Source organism: Nocardia sp. NPDC057440, assembly GCF_042802915.1.
Lineage (GTDB): Bacteria > Actinomycetota > Actinomycetes > Mycobacteriales > Mycobacteriaceae > Nocardia.
On record NZ_JBHVDF010000001.1, the window covers coordinates 501,577 to 523,427 of the forward strand.

The following is a 21,851-nucleotide window of genomic DNA, read 5'->3' on the forward strand; positions in this document are numbered from 1 at the left end:
ATCGCGAGTCTTGGTTCGCTACCAGCACCTGACCATCAGCAGTTCATCGAGCAGGACCACCTCGGCCGACACCGACGCCGACACCGACTCGACCGTAGACCCGTCATCGAGCACGACGGCCTGGAGGTCCTCCAGCAACGCGGTATCGATGGCGTCGAGGGTCGACCGATCGGCGAGCAGATGGGTAACCCACTCATCGGCCAGCGAAGTCGCCAGATCGGCCACCGCAAGCTCGGCGCCGGGAACCATGACCAGGGCGGCACCGGTCGCTCCCGCGGCCACCACTTCGAGCAGGGCGGCAGGCGAATCCGGCCGTCCGCACTGGAAGGTGCGGGACTCGACGGTCAGGCCGGTACGGGTGCGCAGCCGATCGGTGGCCCCTGCCAACTCGTCGTAGGTCATCGTCACGCCGCTCGCCGCGACGACCAGTGCCGGATCTTCGCCGCGCAGCACGCCGTTGCGCGCCGCGTAGGTCACCGGGCGCGCCGATTGCTCGGCGATCTCGGCGATCACCGCCGCGTCGTCCAGTCGCAGCCAGTCGACACCACCCATATCGACCGGCTTCTGTCCGGCGGTCAGCCCGATCTTGACGACCGGTGCGGCGGGCAACGGCATATCGGCCGTAGCGAGCAGTACCAGCGCGGCACCCGCCTTGAGCACCGCCCACACCGCGACCACCGAGTCGGTGCCGCGGTCCAGCCGGACCGCCACCCCGACACCGGGACCGCAACCATGTCCGATCAGTACCCTGGCCAGGCGCGAGGACTGAGCATCGAGCTGCTGGTAGGACATTTCTTCCTCGCCCCACACCAGCGCGGGTGCGTCGGGATCGTCGTCCACCGCCGCGGCCAGCGCCTGGGTCAGCCTGGTCCCACCGGAGGCCGCTACGACACTCGGTTCAGGGGCCGCGGCCGGTCCGATACGCACCCGGTCATGCTCCTCGGCATCGAGGATATCGATGTCGCCGATGAGCACCTGTTGATCGGCGGCCGCGGCCGCCATGATGCGCGTCAGCCTGCGACCGAACGCCTGCGCCGTCGACTCCTCGAAAAGGTCGGTGGCATAGGTGAATACCGCGACGATCTCGCCCGGCTTCCCGTCCTCGAGCACGTGCGGCTCGACCACGAGCTGCAGATCGAACTTTGCCGCGATCTCGCCCGAATCCAGCGCACCGACGGTCAATCCGGGCAGCTCCAGCGTGGGCTGTTCCAGGTTCTGGAACGCCAGCATCACCTGGAACAGCGGGTTCTGCGCGGCCGATCGACCGGGCAGGACGGCCTCGACCACCCGCTCGAAAGGAATGTCCGCATTGGCGAAGGCGGACAGATCCGCCTCGCGCGCCTGCAGCAGCAATTCCTCGAAGCTCGCCGTCCGCTCGACCGAGGTGCGCAACGTCAGCGTGTTGACGAACATGCCGACCAGCTCGTCCAGCGCCCGCTCGCCGCGACCGGCGATCGGCGTGCCGATCGTGACATCCGAACTGCCGGAGAGCCGGGCAAGCAGCACCGCGAGCGCCGCGTGCACCACCATGAACATCGAGGACCGGTGCTCGCGCGCGATGCGGATCAGACCCTCGTGCACCTCGGCGGGAATGGTGAAGCCCACCGACGCGCCGCGGTTGGACGGCACCGTCGGCCGCGGGCGATCCAGCGGCAACTCCAGCGTCCCCGACAATCCCGACAGCTGCTCGCGCCAGTACGCCAGTTGCCGTGCCGCCACCGAGTTCTCGTCGTCCTCGACGCCGATGACCGCGTGTTGCCAGAGCGCGAAATCGGCGTACTGCACCGGCAGTGATGCCCAGCCGGGGGCTTCGCCGCCGATCCGAGCGATGTACGCGGCCATCATGTCACGGGCCAGTGGCGCGAAGGACGCGCCATCGGCCGAAATGTGGTGCACCACAAGGACGAGCAGGTGGTCGTCGGCGGTGCCGTTGGCCAGCAGGCGGACCCGGACCGGCGCCTGCTCGGTGACGTCGAATCCGGCGGACACCAGCGCGGTGACCCGAGCGAGCACATCCGAAGGGGTCTCGACCTGCAGTCCGTCCGGCAATACTTCGGCCGCGGACAGGATCTCCTGACGGGCCTGGCCGCCGACACTCGTCGTCGGGAACCGCGTGCGCAAGGCTTCGTGCCGGACCAGCACATCCTCGACGGCCAGACGCAGCGCCGTCACGTCGAGCGCTCCGGTCAGCCGAAGCACGAAAGGCAGGTTGTAGGAGGCCGACTCGGTATCGAGCTGGTTGAGCACCCACATCCGCTGCTGAGCGAGCGACAGCGGAATCAGCTCCGGCCGTTCGGCCTTGGCCAACGCGGGGCGGGCCGCCGAATCACGGCCGACGCCGGGCACGATCCTGGCCGCGAGCGCGGCGACAGTCGAGGCTTCGAACAGATCGCGCACCGCGACATTGGTTTCCAACGCGTCGTTGATCCTGGCGACAGCGCGGGTGGCCAGCAGCGAGTTACCGCCCATGGCGAAGTAGTCGTCATCGGCGCCGACGCGTTCGACGCCGAGCACCTCGGCGAAAACGGCGGCGACGATCTCCTCCGACTGGGTGACCGGAGCCCGGAATTCGCGCGCGATGAAGGTCGGTGCGGGCAGCGCCTTGCGGTCGAGCTTGCCGCTGGTGTTGAGCGGGAAGGCGTCGAGCGCCACGAGTGCGGCCGGGACCATATAGGCGGGAAGGACTTCCGCGATCGCGGCGAGCAACTGTTGCTGCTCGATCTGCTGACCGGGCCGCGGCACCACATAGCCGACCAACTGATCGCCGGTGACCGACGGCACCACCAGTGCCGCCGCCTGGCTCACGGCAGGCTGAGCGAGCAGCGCCGTCTCGATTTCACCGAGCTCGATGCGCTGGCCACGGAACTTCACCTGGAAGTCGGTACGACCCAGATATTCGAGCCGCTGCGGGTTTTCCCGCCACACGACCAGGTCACCGGTGCGATACATCCTGGCGCCCTGCTCGAACGGGTTGGCCACGAACCGGTCCGCCGTCAGATCCGGACGGGCCACGTAGCCGCGCGCCAACTGGTCACCGGCCAGATAGAGCTCGCCGACCACACCGGCCGCCGTCGGCCGCAACCGCGAATCCAGCACGAATACCCGATTGTTCCACTGCGGCAGGCCGATCGGGACGGTGGCGAGCTCACCGACGCGAGCAGGCCAGTAGGTCACCGACACCGCGGCCTCGGTCGGCCCGTACAGGTTGTGCACCCTCGCGTCGGACACCGCGGCCAGTGCCGCCACCGTCTCCGGCGGCAGCGCCTCACCGATGGCGAACACCTCACGCAGCGTCGGGCAGGCGCCGGGCGCGGTATGCGTCGCGAACACCGTCAGCATCGAGGGCACGAAGTCGGTGACCGTGACACGTTGCGCGGCAATCGTTTCCGCGATGTAGGCGGGGTCGCGATGACCGTCGTGGGTGGCGACGACCAGCCTGGCCCCCGCGCGCAGCGGCATGAAGTAGCCCCACAGCGACACATCGAAGGTGGTCGCGGTCTTCTGCAAGTAGACGTCGTCGGGACCGAGCGGGTACTGCGCGAGCATCCATTCGATCTGGTTGTTGATGGCGGCGTGCGAAATCGCCACGCCCTTCGGTCGACCGGTGGAGCCCGAGGTGAAGATCACGTAGGCCGGGTTGTGTCCCGAGACCGGGCGCAACAGCTCGTCCGGTGCGATCGGGGCACCCGAGAACCGTTCCATGTCGATCGTGTCCAGATGCAGCACCGGCGCGTCGGCGTCGACCGCGTCGGCGGTTGTCGTCAGCACGCAGACCGGCGCGGCGGTATCGAGGATGTGCGCGATCCGCTCGCCGGGATGATCCGGATCCAGCGGCACATACGCGCCACCGGCGGCGACGATCGCGTACATGCCGACCACCAGATCGAGCGAACGCCGAACCGCGAGGCCGACCAGCGATTCCGCGCCGACACCCTCGCTGATCAGCAACCTGGCCAGCTTGTTGACCCGCTCGTCGAACTCGCGATAGGTGAGCTCGGCGCCCTCGTACACCACGGCCACCGCATCGGGGTGGGTCGCGGCCGCGCGCCGATACCCGTCCAGCAGCAGCTCCTGGGTGACCGGGTGACCGGTGTCGTTCCAGTCCACCAGGATTCGCTGCCGCTCGGCAGGCTCGAGCAACTCGACCGCACCGACGCCCTGCCCAGGGTTATCGGCCATCGCGGCGAGTACCTTGCTCAAGCGCTGCGCGAACCCGGCCACCGTGGCCTCGTCGAACAGGTCGGCGGCGTAGGTGAACGACGCCGACATGCCGCTCGGCACACCGCCTTCTTCACGCGGCACGATGGTCAGTTCGAGATCGAACTTGGCCATCGCGACACCGAGGTCGACACCCGACACCGCGAGCCCGGGCAGTTCCAGCTCGGTCTGCGCCGTGTTCTGGAAGAGCAGCATCACCTGGAACAGCGGATGCCTTGCCATCGAACGCACGGGGTCGAGCAGTTCGACCAGCCGCTCGAACGGCACGTCTACGTGTCCGAATGCCGCGATGTCGATCTGGCGGAACTTCTGCAGCAGCTCGTCGAGGGACAGCTCCGGGTCGACATCGCTGCGCAACACAACGGTATTGACGAACATGCCGATCAGGTCGTCGAGCGCGGCCTCGCCGCGACCGGCGACCGGGGTGCCGATCGCGATATCCCTGGTGCCGGAAAGTCGTGCGAGCAGCACAGCCAGGGCCGCGTGCACGACCATGAACAGCGTCGAATTATGTTTCTGAGCGAGCCGGTTCAGCGCGACATGGGTTTCGGCATCGATGTCGAAGTCGAAGAAATCGCCGCGGTTGGACATCACCGCGGGCCGGGGCCGATCGGCGGGCAGTTCCAATTGCTCGGGCAGCCCGGCCAATTCATCGCGCCAGAAGGCGATCTGCTTGGCGAGCAGTGACTCCGGATCGTCTTCGGCGCCGAGCACCTCGCGCTGCCAGATCGCGAAGTCCGCGTACTGCACCGCGAGCGGCGGCAGCTGCGGTTGCGCGCCCCGCGCACGATCGGAATAGGCGGCGATCAGGTCGCGGGTGAGCGGTCCCATCGAGAAGCCGTCGGCGGCGATGTGGTGCACGATGCAGACCAGCACGTGCTCGGATTCGCTCAGCCGGAATACCCGAAGCCGGATCGGCGGCGCGAGGGCGACATCGAATCCGGACACGGCCACACCGATGACGAGTTCGGCCAGCTCCGCCGTAGTGGTCGGCACGACGTCGAGTTCCGGCACGGCGCGAGCATCGTCGATCGGCAGCACGACCTGCGTGCCGTCGCCATCGATCTCCGGATACACCGTCCGCAGCACCTCGTGTCGGGCGACCAGGTCACGCGCGGCGGCCCGCAGTGCGTCGATATCGAGCGCACCCGACAACCGCACCGCGAGTGGAATGTTGTTGACACCGCTGGTCGTATCGAACCGGTTGAGGAACCACATCCGCTGCTGCGCGTACGACAGCGGAATCCGCTCCGGACGCACTCGGGCCTGCAAAGCTGGTCCGGTACCTGCGCCGGTCTCTTGCTCCACTCGTGCGGCGAGCGCCTCGACGGTGGATGCCTCGAACATCAGCCGCACCGGCACCCGCACGTCGAGCGCGCTACCGATGCGCGCCGCGGCCTGGGTGGCCAGTAGCGAGTTGCCGCCGAGCTCGAAGAAGTCGTCGTCGGCGCCGACACGGGCGTCCGGCTCGCCGGGTTGCAGCAGCGCCGCGAACACCTCGGCGACAACCTGCTCGGTCCTGGTGGTCGGCGCCCGGAACTCGCGCGCGGTGAACACCGGCTCCGGCAGTGCCGCACGATCGAGTTTGCCGACCGGGTTCAGCGGAATCGAGTCGAGCACCATGATTACCTGCGGAACCATGTAGGCGGGCAGCGTTTCCCCGACATGCGCGGCGAGTGCCGCGGTATCCACCCCGACCCGGTTCCCGCTCGCATCCGCCCGCGGCAGCACGTAGGACACCAGCGCGGTCACACCGGAGGGCAGCGTGCGCCCCACCGTCGCCGCGAAGTCGACATCCGGGTGAGTGCTCAGCACACTGTCGATCTCACCGAGCTCGATGCGAAGACCACGGATCTTCACCTGGAAGTCGGAGCGGCCCAAATGCTCGATATCACCGGACTCGGTGCGGCGCACCAGATCGCCGGTGCGGTACAGCCGCGCCCCCGGATTCCCAGCCTCGATACCGAACGGGCTGGCCACGAACCGCTCCGCGGTCAACCCGGGCCGCCCGAGATAGCCCTGGGTGAGGCCGGGGCCCGCCACATACAATTCGCCGGTCACGCCGACCGGGACGGGACGCAACCGCCCATCCAGAATGAAGGTGCCGATGCTGGCGGCCCAGGTCTTGCCGATCGTGATCGGATCACCGACGCTCAGCGGGTCGGAGGCGGTCATGATGACGGTGGTCTCGGTCGGACCGTAGAAGTTGTACACCTTGCGGCCATCGCGAACCCAGCGCCCGATCAGCTCGGGCAGCAAGCGCTCGCCACCGATCACGAGGGACCGCAGATCGTCCAGCCCGGTGGGATCGACCGAATCCAGCGCACCCGGCGTGATCATCACATGCGTGACCCGTTCGCGGCGCAACAGCTCGGCGAGCTCGGCGCCACCGAACACGCCCGGTGGCGCGACCACCAGCGTCGCTCCGCTGGTGAACGCCATGAAGAACTCCATGATGGAGAAGTCGAAGCTCGGCGAGCTCACATGCAGCACGCGGGCGTCGGCGGTGACCTCGAGCTTCTCCCGGACGCCCGCGACGGCGGACAGCCCGGAATGGGGGACCGCGACGCCCTTCGGCCGACCGGTGGAGCCGGAGGTATAGATGACGTAGGCGAGATGCTGTTCGGTGAGTGTGCCGATGCGGTCGGCGTAGGAAATGGGATGCTCGTGTCTGCCCGCGATGCGGTCGGCCTGCACGTCATCGTCCAGTTCGATCCACTCGATCGACGTCCCGAACACATCGCGGTGCGCCGTGGTGGTCACACCGAGACTCGCGCCGGAGTCCGACAGGATGTATTCGATGCGATCCTGCGGATAGGACGGATCGACTGGCACGAACGCCGCACCCGTCTTCGCGATTGCCCACATCGACACAATCGACTCGACCGAGCGGGTGATGCCCACCGCCACGAAGTCTCCAGGGCCGACGCCGCGGTCGATCAGTTCGCGTGCGAGCCGGGACGAGGCCTCATCCAACTCGCGGTAGCTCAGTTCGCGCTGATCGGCCGGGTCACCGGTCGGGTTGAATCGGATCGCCGCCGACTCGGCGGCGGACTCGACCGACGCGGTGAGCAGCTGTCCGAATAATGGGGCGCCCGACCGCCGTCGGCGGTTTCCACGCACAGCACGACGAGGACCATCCATTCGAGTACTTTCACCCTTCGCATAGAGCACAGCCGCACGACCGCACCAGGCCACCAAGAGACCAAGGACTCGAGATCCTTGGCGCGCGGCCCGACAATCATATAAGCAACGCACATCGCCGAGCCCGGCTCGGGCAGCTGCCGGACCGGCAGCGCATCGTGCGCGCCGATCGTTCGACTATCGGCCGGGATTCGTCCTATGTTGCTACCGATACCCAATCCGTGAGCGACTTCACAGCTCCGTGAGCAACTTCACAGCCAACCGCGACGAGTCGCTTGAACCCCGGCCTGAAAACGCGTGCTCGCACCGAGTCGCTCCAGCAATCGGGCGGTCCTGCGTACCACAGTGCGCCGCGACATTCCGAGCCTGCGCGCGATGGTGTCGTCGGTGGCGCCGAGGCCCATCAGGGTCAGGATCGCCTTGTCCTTGTCGTCGAGTTCATCGGCGGACGGATTCACCGAGATCGGCGCGGCCAGTGACCACAGCACATCGAAGGTCTTGATCGCCAGGCGCAACGCCGCGGAACCGTTGATACGCAGGCCCATCGGGTCCGGTCGCCGTTCATCGGCATGCAGCACCAGGCTGGCCCGTTCGTCATCGCTGATGATCAGCTTGAACGGCGGCTCGGGCAGCGTGCGCGCCTGTGCCCCACTGGCGTTGGTGGACAGCGCGTGCCGCAGCCGGTCCGGGTCCTGATAGATGGTGTCCTGGTACAGGGTCTGGTAGCGGATGCCCGCGCCGATCCTCGCCCGCTTCAGCTGGAAGAGCTGCTGTTCGCGTTCGATATCGCTGAGATACGGCCCGCGCTCGATCACCTTGACGCTGCTGCGCGCCGCGGTCTGCATCTCCTCGAAGTCGGCCAGCATTTCCAGCCGCTCGAATACCGGCACCACGGAGCCATTGGCGCGGGGCGAGCGGCGCACCGACCGGAAGGTCTCGCTGAGTCGCGATGCGGCGGCGTGCATGTGGTTGATGTCCTGCTGCCTGCGTCGAGCCTCGGCCTCCGACAGTGACTCCGGGGCGTGCGCATCCCACAGCGGCTCGCCGTCGGGACCGGCAAGACATTCCGCGGCGTCGAGGTCGCACAGTACTTTCAGCGATGCCTCGGCCACATCGACTGGCACACCTAAATATCCGGCGATATCGGACAGGCTCGATCGCGGATGATGCACCAGCACGGCGTAGATGCGGCCGTGCGGTGATCCAGGCTCGAAGATATCGCCAAGCGCGGTCACCGCCAGAGCCTAACGACCGATTGGTGTTCGCGTGAGGCTTGCGAACCGCCGAACATCAAGCCGGGCAACAAAAATCAGTGCGCCGACGGGCCCCACTGCAGGGGAACACCTTTGGAGGCCAGGTAGGGCATCGGGTCGATCTTGCGTCCCGCTTGGTCCCAGATCTCCAGGTGCAGGTGCGGGCCGGTCGAGTTGCCGCGGTTGCCGACGGTGGCGATGACATCGCCCGCGTTGACCCGCTGACCCTCGTGCACCAGCATCTCGTTCACGTGACCATAGACCGCGACGGTGCCGTCGTCTTGCTGCACGCGGACCCACAGGCCGAAGCCCGACGCCGGGCCCGCCTCGATGACGGTGCCGTTGCTCACCGAGTGAATCGGAGCGCCGAGCTGATCGGCGAAGTCGAGGCCGTAGTGGAACTCGCCCCACCGGCTGCCGTATCCGGAGCTGATCGCACCAGCGACCGGGCGAACCGCGGGGGCGGGCGCGAGCTGCTGCTGCGCACCCTTCAGGATCTGCTCGACCTGGGCCAGCGGGCCCGCGATCTCCGGCGGCAGGTTGCCGATACCGAACGGGGCGGCGACCGGCGCGGCCACCGGCTTCGCGACCTGCGGCGCGGGGAGGGACTCGGCGACGGGAGTCGCGGCGGCCCTGGCCTCCGAGACCGGCTGCGCGCCAGTGCCCTTGAAACTGATGGGAGCCGAAGCTTCGTCGGCGTCGTGCGAGCCGGGCAGCAGCGGTGCCGCGAGAGCCGGGGCAACCTGGGTTGCGGTGCCGAGCAGTGCGCCCGCCGCGACCGCGACGCCCGCGGCAACCTTCACCCGCTCGGTCGTGGTCGACTCGGCGCGATGCCGCGTCGGCCGACCCGAAACACCGTCGCCGATGAGGCTCATCACGGTTATGGAACTGGGGCCTACACGATGGTGCGACAAAGCTGCGTCCTAGCTTCCGACCTACATTGGTGGTCAACGGATCCCGGGCCGGAACCACACCGTTTATAACGATCTGGCGACTCCGGACTATGTAACGTTTCAGCATCCGTTGTGACGGGAACTCTACCCCGTCGTGACCATTCCGCAACCTTCTCTCGGGAAATCGCAGGTGGACCGGGGTCAACCGTCCAGATGAGCGACACTGGGACCGTGATCATCGACGAAATGCGCGTCCCGATCGTGCTGGCCCCGATGGCGGGCGGGCCCTCTACTCCCGAGCTGACCGCGGCCGTGTCCGCGGCGGGCGGACTAGGTCTGCTTGCCGCCGGCTACCTGAGCGCGACCGACACCGCGGCGCGCCTCGCCGCGACCCGCGAGCTGACCACCGCGCCATTCGGCGTCAACCTGTTCACCCCCGGACCGCAGACCCCGCCCACCGCCTTCGCCGGCTATCTGGCCGAGCTCGGCGCGACGCACGAGCTCGGCACGCCGAAGTACGACACCGACGACTGGGACGCGAAACTGGAACTGCTCATCGCGGCTCCCGTCGCGGTGGTCACCTTCACCTTCGGCTGTCCCACCGCCGCCGAGATCGCCCGACTGCACACGGCCGGGTCGGAAGCATGGGTGACGGTCACCTCCGCCGCCGAGGCGCGCATCGCGGCCGAGGCAGGGGCCGACGTGCTCATCGCCCAGGGCGCCGAGGCAGGCGGACATCGCGCCACCTTCGTCGACCGGGTCGCCGACGACAACGTCGACCCACTGGGGCTACTCGCGCTGCTGCAAATCCTCACCACCAGCGTCGAACTCCCGATCGTCGCCGCAGGCGGTATCAGCACCGGCGCGGGGATCGCGGCGACACTGGCCGCGGGCGCGGGCGCCGCCCAGCTCGGCACCGCATTTCTGCGCTGCCCCGAAGCGGGCACCAACCCGGTGCACCGCGCCGCCGTCGGCTCCGCCACTGCGACCATGCTGACCCGCGCGTTCACCGGTCGCCGGGCTCGCGGCCTGCGCAACCGGTTCCTGGACGAACACACCGCGACGGCGCCGGTCGCCTATCCGGAAATCCACTTTGCCACCGCGCCGCTGCGGGCCGCCGCGAGGGCAGCGGGCAATCCGGAGGAAGTGAATCTGTGGGCTGGTCAGACGCACACTCTCACCTCAGAGCTACCGGCCGGCGAACTGGTCGGCACCCTGGCTTCCGATACGAAAACCGCTCTGAAACGGGCACTTTCACGACGAATCCAGGATTGTTGACAACCACTTTCGATTAGAATGCAAGGGCATCGCACCGCCATCCACCCCATCCCCGGAGGAGAGCGTTATGTCCCTCGATGTTCCCACCGCACTACTCGAACGCGCCGAACGCGGCGAGGTCGACGACGCGGAATTCGTCGAATGTGTTCGCAATTCATTGCCCTACGCCTGGGAGGTAGTCAGCCGGGTGGCCGGTGAACTGCACTCCGGCACCGAGGAATACGCCGACAACGTGGTTCCGCCGCCGGACGAAGTGGCGCGCGGTCAACTGCTGCGCGCCATGGCCTCCGACGCGATCCGCGGCGGCTTGGAACGGCACTTCGGCGTAAAACTCGCCTTCCAGAACTGTCACCGAGTCGCGGCCTTCCCGCTGTCCGCGGTCGGCGGCGAGACATACAGCACGTTCATCGGCACCCGCGCTCAACTGCTCAATCAGAGCCCGGAGCTTCGTAACTGCTGATCGCCCACCATCGCACAGGCCCGGCGCGGCAACATATTTCGCCCGCGCCGGGCCCGCTGCGGTGTAGCTCAGGACAGGGTGGTGACCGTCAGCTCGCCGTCGGCGTACTGCGCGCGCAGGCGCTTCTTGTCGAACTTGCCGACACTGGTCTTCGGCACCTCCGCGATGAAGGTCCAGTGTTCCGGCAGTTGCCATTTGGCGAACTTGTCGGCCAGGAATTCGCGCAGCTCCTCCGGCTTGGCCTCGACGCCTTCCCGCAACACGATGGCGACCAGCGGGCGTTCGTCCCACTTCTCGTCCGGGACGCCGATGACCGCGGCCTCGGCGACGGCCGGATGACCCACGACCGCGTTCTCCAGGTCCACCGAGGAGATCCACTCACCGCCGGACTTGATCACGTCCTTGGACCGATCGACCAGCGTGAGGTAGCCGTTCGGGCTGATCTTGCCGACATCGCCGGTGCGCAGCCAACCGTCATCGAACTTGTCCGGATCGACCGATGACCCGTCCGGCGAATAGTAGGACGCGGTGATCCAGGGCCCGCGAATCTCCAGCTCACCCAACGCTTCCCCGTCATTGGGCAGCACGCTGCCGTCGTCGGCGACCAGCCGCGCCTGCACGTTCGCCGGGAACCGGCCCTGGGTGAAGCGATAGGCCCACTCCTCCTCACCGGTGGCGCTTGCGGGCGGGTGCGCGACGCTGCCGAGCGGCGAGGTTTCGGTCATGCCCCAGGCGTGCAGGATCTTCACGCCGTGCTTTTCCTGGAACGCCCGCATCATCGACGGCGGCACCGCCGAGCCACCGACCACCACCGTTCGCAGATGCGAGATGTCCTGCGGCTGCGCGGCCAGGCCGGCAAGCACGCCGCCCCAGATGGTCGGCACGGCGGCGCCGAAGGTGGGCTTTTGCGATGCCATCAGCTCCAGCAGCGGCCCCGGCTGCAGGAAACGATCGGGCATCAGCACATTCGCCCCGGACATCAGTGCCGCGTAGGGCAGACCCCACGCGTTGGCGTGGAAAAGCGGGACGATGGCGAGCACATTGTCGGCCTCGCTGAAACCCATGCTGTTCGGCGAGCACACCTGCATGGCGTGCAGCCAGTTGGAGCGGTGCGAATACACAACGCCCTTCGGGTCACCGGTGGTGCCGGAGGTGTAACACATTGCGGCGGCGGATCGCTCGTCGATCACCGGGAAGTCGTAGGAGTCCGGCTGCGCGGCGAGCAGCTCGGTGTAGGAGTGCACCTGCACCCCGGCGGGCGCCTCCAGCGCGGCGGCATCCCCGTTGGCCACGATCACGTGGCGAACCGTCTTCAGGTTCGGCAGGTATTGGGCGAACATCGGCAGCAGCGTGCCATCGACGATGACCACCTGGTCCTCGGCGTGATTGGCCACGTAGACCACCTGCTCGGGGAAGAGCCGGATATTGAGCGCGTGCAGTACCGCCCCCATCGCGGGCACCGCGATGTAGGCGACCATGTGCTCGTTGTTGTTCCACATGAACGTGCCGACACGATCACCGATCCCGATCCCGAACCCGCGCAGCGCATTCGCCAGCCGGGCCGATTCGGCCCCCAGCTCGCGATAGGTCATGGTGCGCACATCGGTGCCGGTCCAGGTGGACACGGTGGAATCACCCGCGAACGTCGATGCGTAGCGCAGCAACGTCGCCAGCGACAACGGCTCGTCCTGCATGGTGCTCAACATCGGAACTCCTTTTCCTTCGGTGGCTGGCCTACCGGCATATATCGACCATGAGCCACATCACATCGGCGATGCTACCCAACGGTAGGCCACAGTCGAGGTGCGCTGGAAAACTTTGTGCCGCCGCCTATAGGCGACTGCCATCAGTTTCCCGAGGTCAGCCCGAATGCGCCGGATAGGCGTGGACCAGGGCGGTGTCCAACTTGGGGACCGCGTGGGTGAGGGTGTGCTCGGCGCCGTGGGCCACCCGGTGCGCATCGGCGAGGGAGGTGGTCGCAGCGACGTCCAACTCCACATCGGCGTGCAGACGATGACCGATCCAGCGCATTCGAAGGCTGCGCACACCGAGCACACCCGGCTCGGCGACAAGTGCCTGCTCCGCGGTGGCCACCAAACTCGGTTCCACGCCGTCCATCAAGCGGCGGAACACATCCCTGGCGGCGGTGCGCAGCACCGCGAGAATGGCGACGGTGATCAGCAGGCCGACAATCGGATCGGCCAACGGGAACCCGAGCGCCACCCCGGCAACCCCGAGAAGCACTGCCAGCGAGGTGAATCCATCGGTCCGCGCGTGCAGGCCGTCGGCGACGAGCGCGGCAGAACCGATCCGCCGCCCCACCCTGATCCGATACAGCGCCACCGTCTCGTTTCCGAGGAACCCGATCATCCCCGCCGCGGCAACCCATCCGAGATGCTCGATCGGCACCGGATCCAGCAGCCGCCGCACCGCCTCGTACCCGGCGATCACCGCCGACAACGCGATCATGGCGACCACGAACAGGCCCGCGAGATCCTCCGCGCGTCCGAACCCATAGGTATAGCGCCTGGTGGCCGCCCGCCGCCCCAGCGCGAACGCGATCCACAGCGGCACCGCGGTCAACGCATCGGAAAAGTTGTGAATGGTGTCCGCCGCCAACGCCACCGACCCGGACATCGCCACGATCAGCACCTGCACCAGCGCCGTCGCCCCGAGCACGCCGAGACTGATCTTCACTGCTCGAATACCGACCGCACTGGCCTCCAACGCATCATCGACACTGTCGGCGGCGTCATGGCTGTGCGGGGCGAAGATCTCCCGCAGGATGCCACGTAAGCCATTCGGGTGATCGTGCCCGTGCCCGTGCCCGTGCCCATGGTCGTGCGCGTGCTCGTGTCCGTGGCCGCGGCCGTGGTGTTGCGCAGGGTCGTGATCATCCGCACCGGCCCGGCCGTGGTCGTGGCCATGCGCACCCGCCCGGCCGTCGTCGTGGCCATGCGCACCCGCCCGGCCGTCGTCGTAGCCATGCGCACCGGCCCGGCCTTGCCCGTGGCCGTTTTCCTGCGCCTCGCCGTGGTGGTGCACGTCGTGGTCGTGCCCGCGACCCTCTCCACAGTCGTGGTCATACCGCTGACCATGTTCGGAGCCGTCCGGATGACTGTGGCCGTCCTCAGCACTGTGTATGTGCCCGTTGCCATCCCGGCCGGCGAGCCTGCTCTGTGCCTGGCCGTCTCGAAGCGGCAGGTCGAGCCCGCGCCAGCGGGAACCATTGCGCTCGTGGCTCATTCCGACACCGCCCGATCCCGCGTGGGCAGCTCGCGCACCGCGCTGACGCCGCGATGGTGCGGCGGGATACCGGGACCCGCGTGCTCGGCGTTGTACACCGCGTCCACCACCAGCTGCCGGACGTGCTCGTTCTCGAGGCTGTAGAAGATCGTCGTCCCGGCCCGCCTGGTTCGAACCAGCCGCGCCATCCGCAGCTTGGACAGGTGCTGGGACACCGACGGCGCGGGCTTCCCGATGTGCCCGGCGAGGTCGTTCACCGACAGCTCCCGATCGACCAGCGCCCACAGCACCTGCACCCGGGTCGCATCGGCCAACATCCGGAAAACCTCGACAACCAGCCCCACCTGGTCCTCCGCCAGCGGCGGAGCGAGTGGCTCGTTATCTGCATTCATACGCAGATAATAGGACAGGAACGCAGACTCCGATACCCGCCCCGGAATCCGGAAGCTGTCAGAAAGTGCAAAGTAAGGGTGTGAACCGAATGCGTCGGAAAGGGGCCGTGGCCCTTCATCTCTCCGTCGGGTTCCGCTTCCCTTCACCCGGACGGCCGTGGACGCGTGGCTTGAACGACGCGGCCACCGTCGCCGACGACGAGATGGTCGCGGGGTGGAGCAAGCTCGGCGTGCTCAGCCCACGCCGTCTTCCGGACGGCCGAGTCGTCGTGGTCGAGGGGGAATCGGCGAGCACCATGGCAGAACCCACTCTCCCTCGACAAGGGCGGCACATGAGTCAGATATCCGACGCAAACTCCTTCAGCAGCTGCGTCACCGACGCCGGATCCTCCAGCATCGGCAGGTGCCCCGTCGGCAACTCGCGGCGGAACTCGGAAGCCAGCTCGGCTGCGTACTTTCGTTGCCACTCGGCGGGGAACTCCTGGTCCGCCGACGTCGTGACATACCCACTGCGCGCCGGGAGCGTACGCGGGGACACACCGTCCCGATAGAGGCGCTGCGATTCCGGCTCGAACTCCGCGACAATGCGCGCGATATCGGCGTCACCGAGCCCGGCGCCCAACCCCGAGCGAATCGCCTTCTCGGGAGGCCGAGTTCCGACGAATCGCATGATGAGGCCGATGATATAGCGCTGCGGCGCGGGCAAGGCGCCGAGAAATGACGACCCTGCGGCGGGCACCGACGCTGCGATGCCGAGCAGTCCGTCGACACGCTCGGGTGCGATCGCCACGATCTCGCTGGCCACGACTCCGCCGATCGAGTGAGCAACGATCGTGAACGTCCCGTCGGGCGCCTGCGCCAACGCGGTGTCGGCGTAGTCGCGCAAGGAAGCATCGGTCCGTTTCGGGTAGACCGCGACGACTGATTCAACCGGCAGACCGGCGCGCACGCCATCCCAAATCCACGCCGGAAGCCCAGCGCCACTGAGGAAAAGGATCGGCGACGTTCTGGGCTCGGTATTCATACACGCTCCTTGGCGACTCGGGTGTCTCGCAACAGTAAAGGCAGACAGCGCCACGCACGAACGGCCGCCTCCCCGCGTTACCTGGACATCAAGGCGCTACCGCAGCGCGGGTCGCGACAAGCCCGAGGTCAGTCTGGCTGGGTTCGTTCGTGCAGGGTGAGGAGTCGATGGTCGAAGCGGGTGCGGAAGACAGGAATTTCATCGGTGAGCGTCCGCAATTCGGTGACCAGCTGGGCAGCGAGGGTGCGCAGTTTGGTGTTGGTTTCTTGTGATCGCCACCTGAGCAATCGGAATGCCTGGTCGGCGCTGACGCCATAGATGAGCATCAGTGCGCCTTTGGCCTGCTCGATCGTTTCGCGGCCCTCGTAGAATTCGGGCTGGACTTCCTCGGGGGTTTCCTCTCCGCCCTCGGTGAGGGTAGCGGTGAGGTCGATGTAGTAGCCGAGGGTGCCGACCACGTCGCCCTCGTCGTCGACCATCAGGTCGGCGACGGCGATCACCTCATGCTCGGTTCCGCCGGTGTCGATGATCCGGTGCCGACTGGAGAACGGTTCGCCGTTCTCGATCATTGTGGCGATAGCACCGGCTACCCGATCGCGGTCATCAGGGTGTTTGTGTGCGAGCAGCAGTGTGGTGGTCGGCTCGACCTCCCCGGGTTGGTAGCCGTGCATGGCGGCGACCTCGTCGGACCACTCCCACCGCTGATCGCCGAACCAAAAGCGGAAGCTGCCGATGTTCTGGGCCGTACCGGCGCCGATGACCTGCTCGGCCTCGACCGCAATCTGCGGCATCGCCTGTTCCGAATCCGTCACAGCCTCAGTGTGCACCCGCGACACGACCTGCGGAACGAACTTCGAGGTCCGGTGCGATCTGCCGAGACGACGCTCGCGTACGCGTCGATCGTTTCAGAGGGTCGGCGGAAGCGCCGCTCGCTCCACACCCCGGTCGGCGAAGTATCACCGTGAACAGATCCGTGCGGCATACGGCTCCCGTGTGACCGGGCTGCCGCTCGCTGACAGGACGTGGCTGCCCGGAGCAGGCTCGGGGGCGGACGGTAGAACAGGCGGCTGTGCAGCAGGTACAGGTCTGGAAGAGCGGTCGTTCACCTAGCGACGCAGGCGTTGTGTGATCGCGGTCCGTAGGACCGACGCCGCGCCACGCACCACCAGGCCCGCCGCGACCAGCGGCGCGAACAGCAGCCACGGCGAGCCCTGGTGGTAGTCGCAGTAGAACCGCAAGGCGCTGCGGTGGTGGCTGCGGATCTTCCGGAACGGGGCCGACCGCATACTGCCGCCTTCGCGATGGCGAATCTCGACGGTGGGGTCCAGCACGACCCGCCACCCGGCGCGGTGCATGTCGAGTGCCATCTTGGTTTCCTCGAAGTAGAGGAAATAGCGGGTGTCGAACCCACCGACGGCGTCGAACGCCGCACGCCGGAACAGCATGCAGCACCCGGAGATCCAGTCGACATCGCTGACCGTGGTCACCGGCTTTCCGAAGTACTGCCGAGTGGCGGGATTGCCCGGCCACACACCGCCCAGCAACGCGTGCGCGACACCCACCGCGAGCGACGGGAACCGGCGCCCGGTCGGGTAGTGCGTCCCGTCGAGCCGGGTCACCTGCGGCCCGATCATGCCGATCTTGTCGTCCGCGCGAGCGGTTTCGACAAGCGCGGCTATCGAGCCCGGTGCGAGGTGGGTATCAGGGTTGGCGACCAGGATCCATTCGGCGTTCGTCGCGGCGGCACCCTGGTTGATCGCGGCGGACAGGCCGACGTTCTTGCGATTGCGGATCACTGTCCCGCCGAACTGCTCGACGAGGCCGGCGCTGCCGTCGGTCGATGTGTTGTCGACACCGACGACATCGACCGTCAGCGGCTCGACCGCCGCTGTCAGCGACTCCAAGAAAGGCGGCAGATCCTCTGCGCTCTGATAGGTAACCAGGACAAGGCCGACGGTCTTCTCATCGCGGCGAGACATGCCGGGCAACCTATCACCTCGGCTGGATCGCCACACCTACGAGCGTGTCGAACATCAGCAGCTCACCTGCGTGCCGAACCTGAATCGGGCACAACTACCGTCATCGGCCCGCCGCGTAACCAGGCCGGCTGAGCGGGGCTGCCCGGAGCGGGCTCGTGGGGCGGACGGTAGAACAGGTGGCATGGCTGTTGAACGGATGCTGCCGACGCCGGAGGCGCGGGATCTGCTCGAGTTGACTCGCGATATCGCCGACAAGGTGCTCGAGCCCCGGGTGGTCGAGTGTGAGAAGACCGGGACGTTTCCCGACGGGGTCTTCCCCGCGCTCGGCGCGGCGGGGCTGCTGAGCCTGCCGTATCCGGAGGAATTCGGCGGTGGCGAGCAACCGTACGAGGTGTATCTGCAGGTGCTCGAGGAGTTGGCGAGTCGATGGGCCGCGGTCGCGGTCGCGGTCAGCGTGCACAGCCTGTCGTGCCATCCGCTGTTCGTCTTCGGCACCGACGCACAGAAACAGCGTTGGCTGCCCGAGATGCTGTCGGGGGAAACCGTCGGCGCTTACAGCCTTTCCGAAGCGCACGCCGGATCGGATGCGGCCGCGTTGCGGTGCCGGGCCACCGCGGTGGACGGCGGATACCGGATCAACGGCACCAAGGCCTGGATCACCAATGGCGGTCGCGCCGACTTCTACTCGCTGTTCGCCAGGACCGGCGAGGGCTCGCGCGGCATCTCCTGTTTCCTGGTTCCCCGCGACACCGAGGGGCTGAGCTTCGGCAAGCCCGAGGAGAAGATGGGGCTGCGCGGCATTCCGACGACCACCGCCGCCTACGACGACGCGTTACTGCCCGCCGACCGGCTGATCGGCGATGCGGGACAGGGACTTTCGATCGCTTTCAGCGCATTGGACTCGGGCCGCCTCGGTATCTCGGCCGTCGCCGTCGGGCTGGCCCAGCGCGCACTCGACGACGCCGTCGCCTACGCCAAGGAGCGGGCCGCGTTCGGCCGCCGCATCATCGACCACCAGGGCCTCGGTTTCGTGCTCGCCGACATGGCCGCCGCGGTCGATTCGGCCCGCGCCACCTACCTGGACGCCGCCCGCCGCCGCGACGCCGGACTCCCCTACTCGCGCCAGGCCAGTGTCGCCAAGCTGATCGCCACCGATGCCGCCATGAAGGTCACCACCGACGCCGTCCAGGTCTTCGGCGGCTACGGCTACACCCAGGACTTCCCGGTGGAGCGCTACATGCGCGAGGCCAAGGTCATGCAGATCTTCGAGGGCACCAATCAAATCCAGCGCCTGGTCATCGCCCGCCAACTCGCGGACAGCTGAGCACCTCCGGCATGGCCGAAAATGTTGATTCGACGTCCTGGAATGTCTTCGTGCCCGGTGGTCGCCCGCTTAGGCTCTAGCCATGACGACGCCGTCCATCATCATTATCGGAGCCGGGTTCGCCGGGCTCGGTATGGCACTCGAGCTGCGCCGGGCCGGGGTGGATGACTTCACCATCCTGGAGCGCGCCGCGGATCTCGGCGGCGTGTGGCGGGAGAACACTTATCCCGGCGCGGCCTGCGACGTGCCCTCACCGCTGTATTCTTGGTCGTTCGAGCCCAAATCCGATTGGCCGCGGCGGTTTTCGGAGCAGCGCGATATCCACGACTACATGCGCGGCGTCGCAGACAAGCACGACCTGCGGCGCCACATTCGATTCGGCACCGAGGTAACCGACGCCGAGTTCGACGAGCAGACCGGCGGCTGGACCGTCAGCACCGCCGACGGCGCACGCCTCACCGCGGAAATCCTCATCCCCGCCGTCGGCCAGCTGTCGCGTCCCGCCATACCGAATATCCCCGGCGTCGACACCTTCACCGGAGCCGCCTTCCACTCCGCCGAGTGGGACCACGGCGTCGACCTCACCGGCAAGCGAGTGGCCTGTATCGGCACCGGAGCCAGTGCGATCCAATACATTCCGCGCATCCAGCCGAAGGTCGCGCACCTCACGCTGTTCCAGCGCTCGGCGGCGTGGGTGCTGCCCAAATTCGACGTCGAGTACAGCGCGGCACACAAGGCCGTGTTCAAATACCTGCCGCCGACCCGGCTGGCCGAACGGTTCGCGATCTGGTCGACCTTCGAGGTGCTCGCGCTGGCACTGACCGACATCCCGGCTATGAGGGCGCCCGTGATCGCGCTTGCCGACCGGCACCGCGCCAAGCAGGTACCGGACGCCGAATTGCGAGCGAAGCTGACGCCCGACTATGCGGCGGGCTGTAAGCGCGGCCTGTTCTCCAACGAGTACTTCCCGGCGCTGGCACAGTCGAACGTCGCCGTGGAGACAACAGCAATCGAGGCGATCACCCCGACCGGTATCCGCACCGCGGACGGCGTCGAGCACCCCGTGGATGTAATCATCTACGGCACCGGATTCAAGGGGACCGAGTTCCTCGCGCCGATGAATATCTACGGCATCGGCGGACGCAAGCTCGCCGACGTCTGGAGTGACGAGGGTGCCCGCGCCTTCCTCGGCCTTTCGGTCCCCCACTTCCCGAACATGTTCATGATGTACGGCCCGAACACCAACGTCGGCTCGGGATCCATCATCTACATGCTCGAATCCCAGGCCCGCTACATCCGTCAGGTCATCGGGTACCTCACCGACCGGCCCGGCCGCTACCTCGCGGCCCGAGCGAGCGTCGAGCAGAGCTGGGACGGGTGGCTGCAACGGCGGCTGAAGGACACGCCGTGGAACTTCTGCTCCAGCTGGTATCGCAACGCCGCGGGTCGCATCACCAACAACTGGCCGGGTGCCACCGCGCTCTATCGTTGGAAGACAAAGAGTTTCGACCTCGCGGATTACGACGAAGCGCAGGCCACCGGCCCGGAGTCCGCGACGAACTGACCCGGATCCGCGCTCATCTCGCCCGCCGCGGAGCTCAGCTCGGTCTCAGCAATCCCCCAGTAAACTGGGCATGACTGGACCCGAAGGGCGAAAGGGGCGCGAGCGGTGGAGTGGCTACTGATCGTCGTGATCATCGTGCTGGCCGTCGTATTTGTCGTCATACGTGCACAGCAGACCAAGCAGCGCGCGGCGACCGAACTCGCGGATGCGGCCGCCGACGCCAGGCAGCTGATCGAACGGCTCGGCGGCCAGGTGTACAACCTGACCGGCAGCAACGACGCGGCGAAGCAGGCGCTCGCGGATGCCTCCGAACGTCATATCGCCGCAGGCTCACAGATCGACCAGGCGCGCACGCCCGCGCAGACGCGATTGGCGAAACAGACCGCGCTCGAGGGCATGTACTACATCCGCGCCGCCCGTTCGGCCATGGGCATGGATCCCGGCCCCGCGATGCCCGCGCTCGACGGACAGGACGCGGCCGGTCAGGTCACCGAAAAGCGAACGGTCGAATACGAAGGCCGAGCCGTCGCGGCCTCGCCGAATCCGTCCTCGGAAACACCGAACTACTACCCGGGCGGCCGAGTCGCCGGACGTCCGGTGCCCGCAGGCTGGTACTCCGAGCCGTGGTGGAGGCCCGCCTTGATCGGCGGTGCTTGGGGACTCGGCTCCACACTGCTGTTCTCGTCGCTGTTCTCCGGGATGTCCGGGGTCGGCTACGACGCGCAAGGCTTCGAAAGTGGTTACGGCGAGGGCTATCAGGACGGGCTCGACGCGAGCGGTAACGATGCCGCCGGGTACGACTCCGGCAATGAGGCGAGCGGTTACGACGCCGGAGGAGGCGACCAAGGTGGCTACGACAGCGGCTCAGGCGGCGGCGGGTTCGACGGCGGCGGCGGGTTCGACAGCTTCTGACCATCAGCGGCCACCCACAGCATCCCCAACCCGCCCCAGCCATGGCGCGCCGAGCGGCCACAGCAGTAGACAGCTGACCCCACCCACCGTGCCCGGACAGCAGGCCCGGCCTTGCTGGAGGCCAACGCGACACCCACCCACGACTGGCCCATCGCACCCTCGAC

14 protein-coding genes are annotated in these 21,851 nt (G+C 67.4%); 5 read left to right on the forward strand and 9 right to left on the reverse strand.

Going from position 1 to position 21,851, the window contains the following annotated elements; all coding sequences use genetic code 11:
• Positions 1-18: 18 nt before the first annotated feature.
• The 3 genes from ACFU4Z_RS02140 to ACFU4Z_RS02150 form a co-directional block, all read right to left on the reverse strand.
• Positions 19-7,362: an amino acid adenylation domain-containing protein gene (locus ACFU4Z_RS02140; protein ID WP_379058992.1), complete on the reverse strand. Its 7,344-nt coding sequence runs from the start codon at positions 7,360-7,362 to the stop codon at positions 19-21.
• Positions 7,363-7,613: 251 nt separating this feature from the next.
• On the reverse strand, positions 7,614-8,597 hold the full coding sequence (locus tag ACFU4Z_RS02145; protein ID WP_379058994.1) for a DNA-binding response regulator: 984 nt from the start codon (positions 8,595-8,597) through the stop codon (positions 7,614-7,616).
• A 74-nt stretch (positions 8,598-8,671) separates the two neighbouring features.
• Positions 8,672-9,490 carry a M23 family metallopeptidase gene (locus tag ACFU4Z_RS02150; protein WP_379058996.1) on the reverse strand — a complete coding sequence of 273 codons (819 nt, stop codon included), beginning with the start codon at positions 9,488-9,490 and terminating at the stop codon, positions 8,672-8,674.
• Positions 9,491-9,739: 249 nt separating this feature from the next.
• Here ACFU4Z_RS02150 and ACFU4Z_RS02155 point away from each other — a divergent pair, with 249 nt between their 5' ends.
• Positions 9,740-10,786, forward strand: coding sequence for a nitronate monooxygenase (locus tag ACFU4Z_RS02155; RefSeq protein ID WP_379058998.1), 1,047 nt, complete (start codon positions 9,740-9,742; stop codon positions 10,784-10,786).
• A gap of 67 nt (positions 10,787-10,853) precedes the next feature.
• On the forward strand, positions 10,854-11,246 hold the full coding sequence (locus ACFU4Z_RS02160) for an SCO5389 family protein (protein ID WP_328409101.1): 393 nt from the start codon (positions 10,854-10,856) through the stop codon (positions 11,244-11,246).
• 68 nt (positions 11,247-11,314) lie between these two features.
• Here the strand turns inward: ACFU4Z_RS02160 and ACFU4Z_RS02165 are convergent, their stop codons facing one another.
• The 6 genes from ACFU4Z_RS02165 to ACFU4Z_RS02190 all read right to left on the reverse strand — a co-directional run bounded on the left by ACFU4Z_RS02165 (position 11,315) and on the right by ACFU4Z_RS02190 (position 17,887).
• Positions 11,315-12,952: a long-chain fatty acid--CoA ligase gene (locus ACFU4Z_RS02165; protein WP_379059001.1), complete on the reverse strand. Its 1,638-nt coding sequence runs from the start codon at positions 12,950-12,952 to the stop codon at positions 11,315-11,317.
• Positions 12,953-13,106: 154 nt separating this feature from the next.
• Complete coding sequence (locus ACFU4Z_RS02170) at positions 13,107-14,033, reverse strand: cation diffusion facilitator family transporter (protein WP_379059305.1); 927 nt, start codon at positions 14,031-14,033, stop codon at positions 13,107-13,109.
• A 455-nt stretch (positions 14,034-14,488) separates the two neighbouring features.
• Positions 14,489-14,884, reverse strand: a complete 396-nt coding sequence (locus ACFU4Z_RS02175; RefSeq protein WP_379059003.1) for an ArsR/SmtB family transcription factor — start codon at positions 14,882-14,884, stop codon at positions 14,489-14,491.
• A gap of 337 nt (positions 14,885-15,221) precedes the next feature.
• Entirely contained in the window at positions 15,222-15,908 is a 687-nt protein-coding gene (locus tag ACFU4Z_RS02180) for an alpha/beta fold hydrolase (RefSeq protein WP_379059006.1), read from the reverse strand.
• A 128-nt stretch (positions 15,909-16,036) separates the two neighbouring features.
• On the reverse strand, positions 16,037-16,699 hold the full coding sequence (locus tag ACFU4Z_RS02185) for a PAS and ANTAR domain-containing protein (RefSeq protein WP_379059307.1): 663 nt from the start codon (positions 16,697-16,699) through the stop codon (positions 16,037-16,039).
• Positions 16,700-17,014: 315 nt separating this feature from the next.
• Positions 17,015-17,887: a glycosyltransferase family 2 protein gene (locus ACFU4Z_RS02190; RefSeq protein ID WP_379059008.1), complete on the reverse strand. Its 873-nt coding sequence runs from the start codon at positions 17,885-17,887 to the stop codon at positions 17,015-17,017.
• A 181-nt stretch (positions 17,888-18,068) separates the two neighbouring features.
• On the opposite strand from ACFU4Z_RS02190, the gene ACFU4Z_RS02195 reads away from it, so the two are divergent.
• The 3 genes from ACFU4Z_RS02195 (at position 18,069) to ACFU4Z_RS02205 (ending at position 21,687) form a co-directional block, all read left to right on the forward strand.
• On the forward strand, positions 18,069-19,211 hold the full coding sequence (locus tag ACFU4Z_RS02195) for an acyl-CoA dehydrogenase family protein (RefSeq protein WP_379059011.1): 1,143 nt from the start codon (positions 18,069-18,071) through the stop codon (positions 19,209-19,211).
• Between the two features lie 82 nt (positions 19,212-19,293).
• Positions 19,294-20,775, forward strand: coding sequence for a flavin-containing monooxygenase (locus ACFU4Z_RS02200; protein WP_379059013.1), 1,482 nt, complete (start codon positions 19,294-19,296; stop codon positions 20,773-20,775).
• 105 nt (positions 20,776-20,880) lie between these two features.
• Entirely contained in the window at positions 20,881-21,687 is an 807-nt protein-coding gene (locus tag ACFU4Z_RS02205; RefSeq protein WP_379059015.1) for a DUF1542 domain-containing protein, read from the forward strand.
• Positions 21,688-21,851 lie beyond the last annotated feature (164 nt).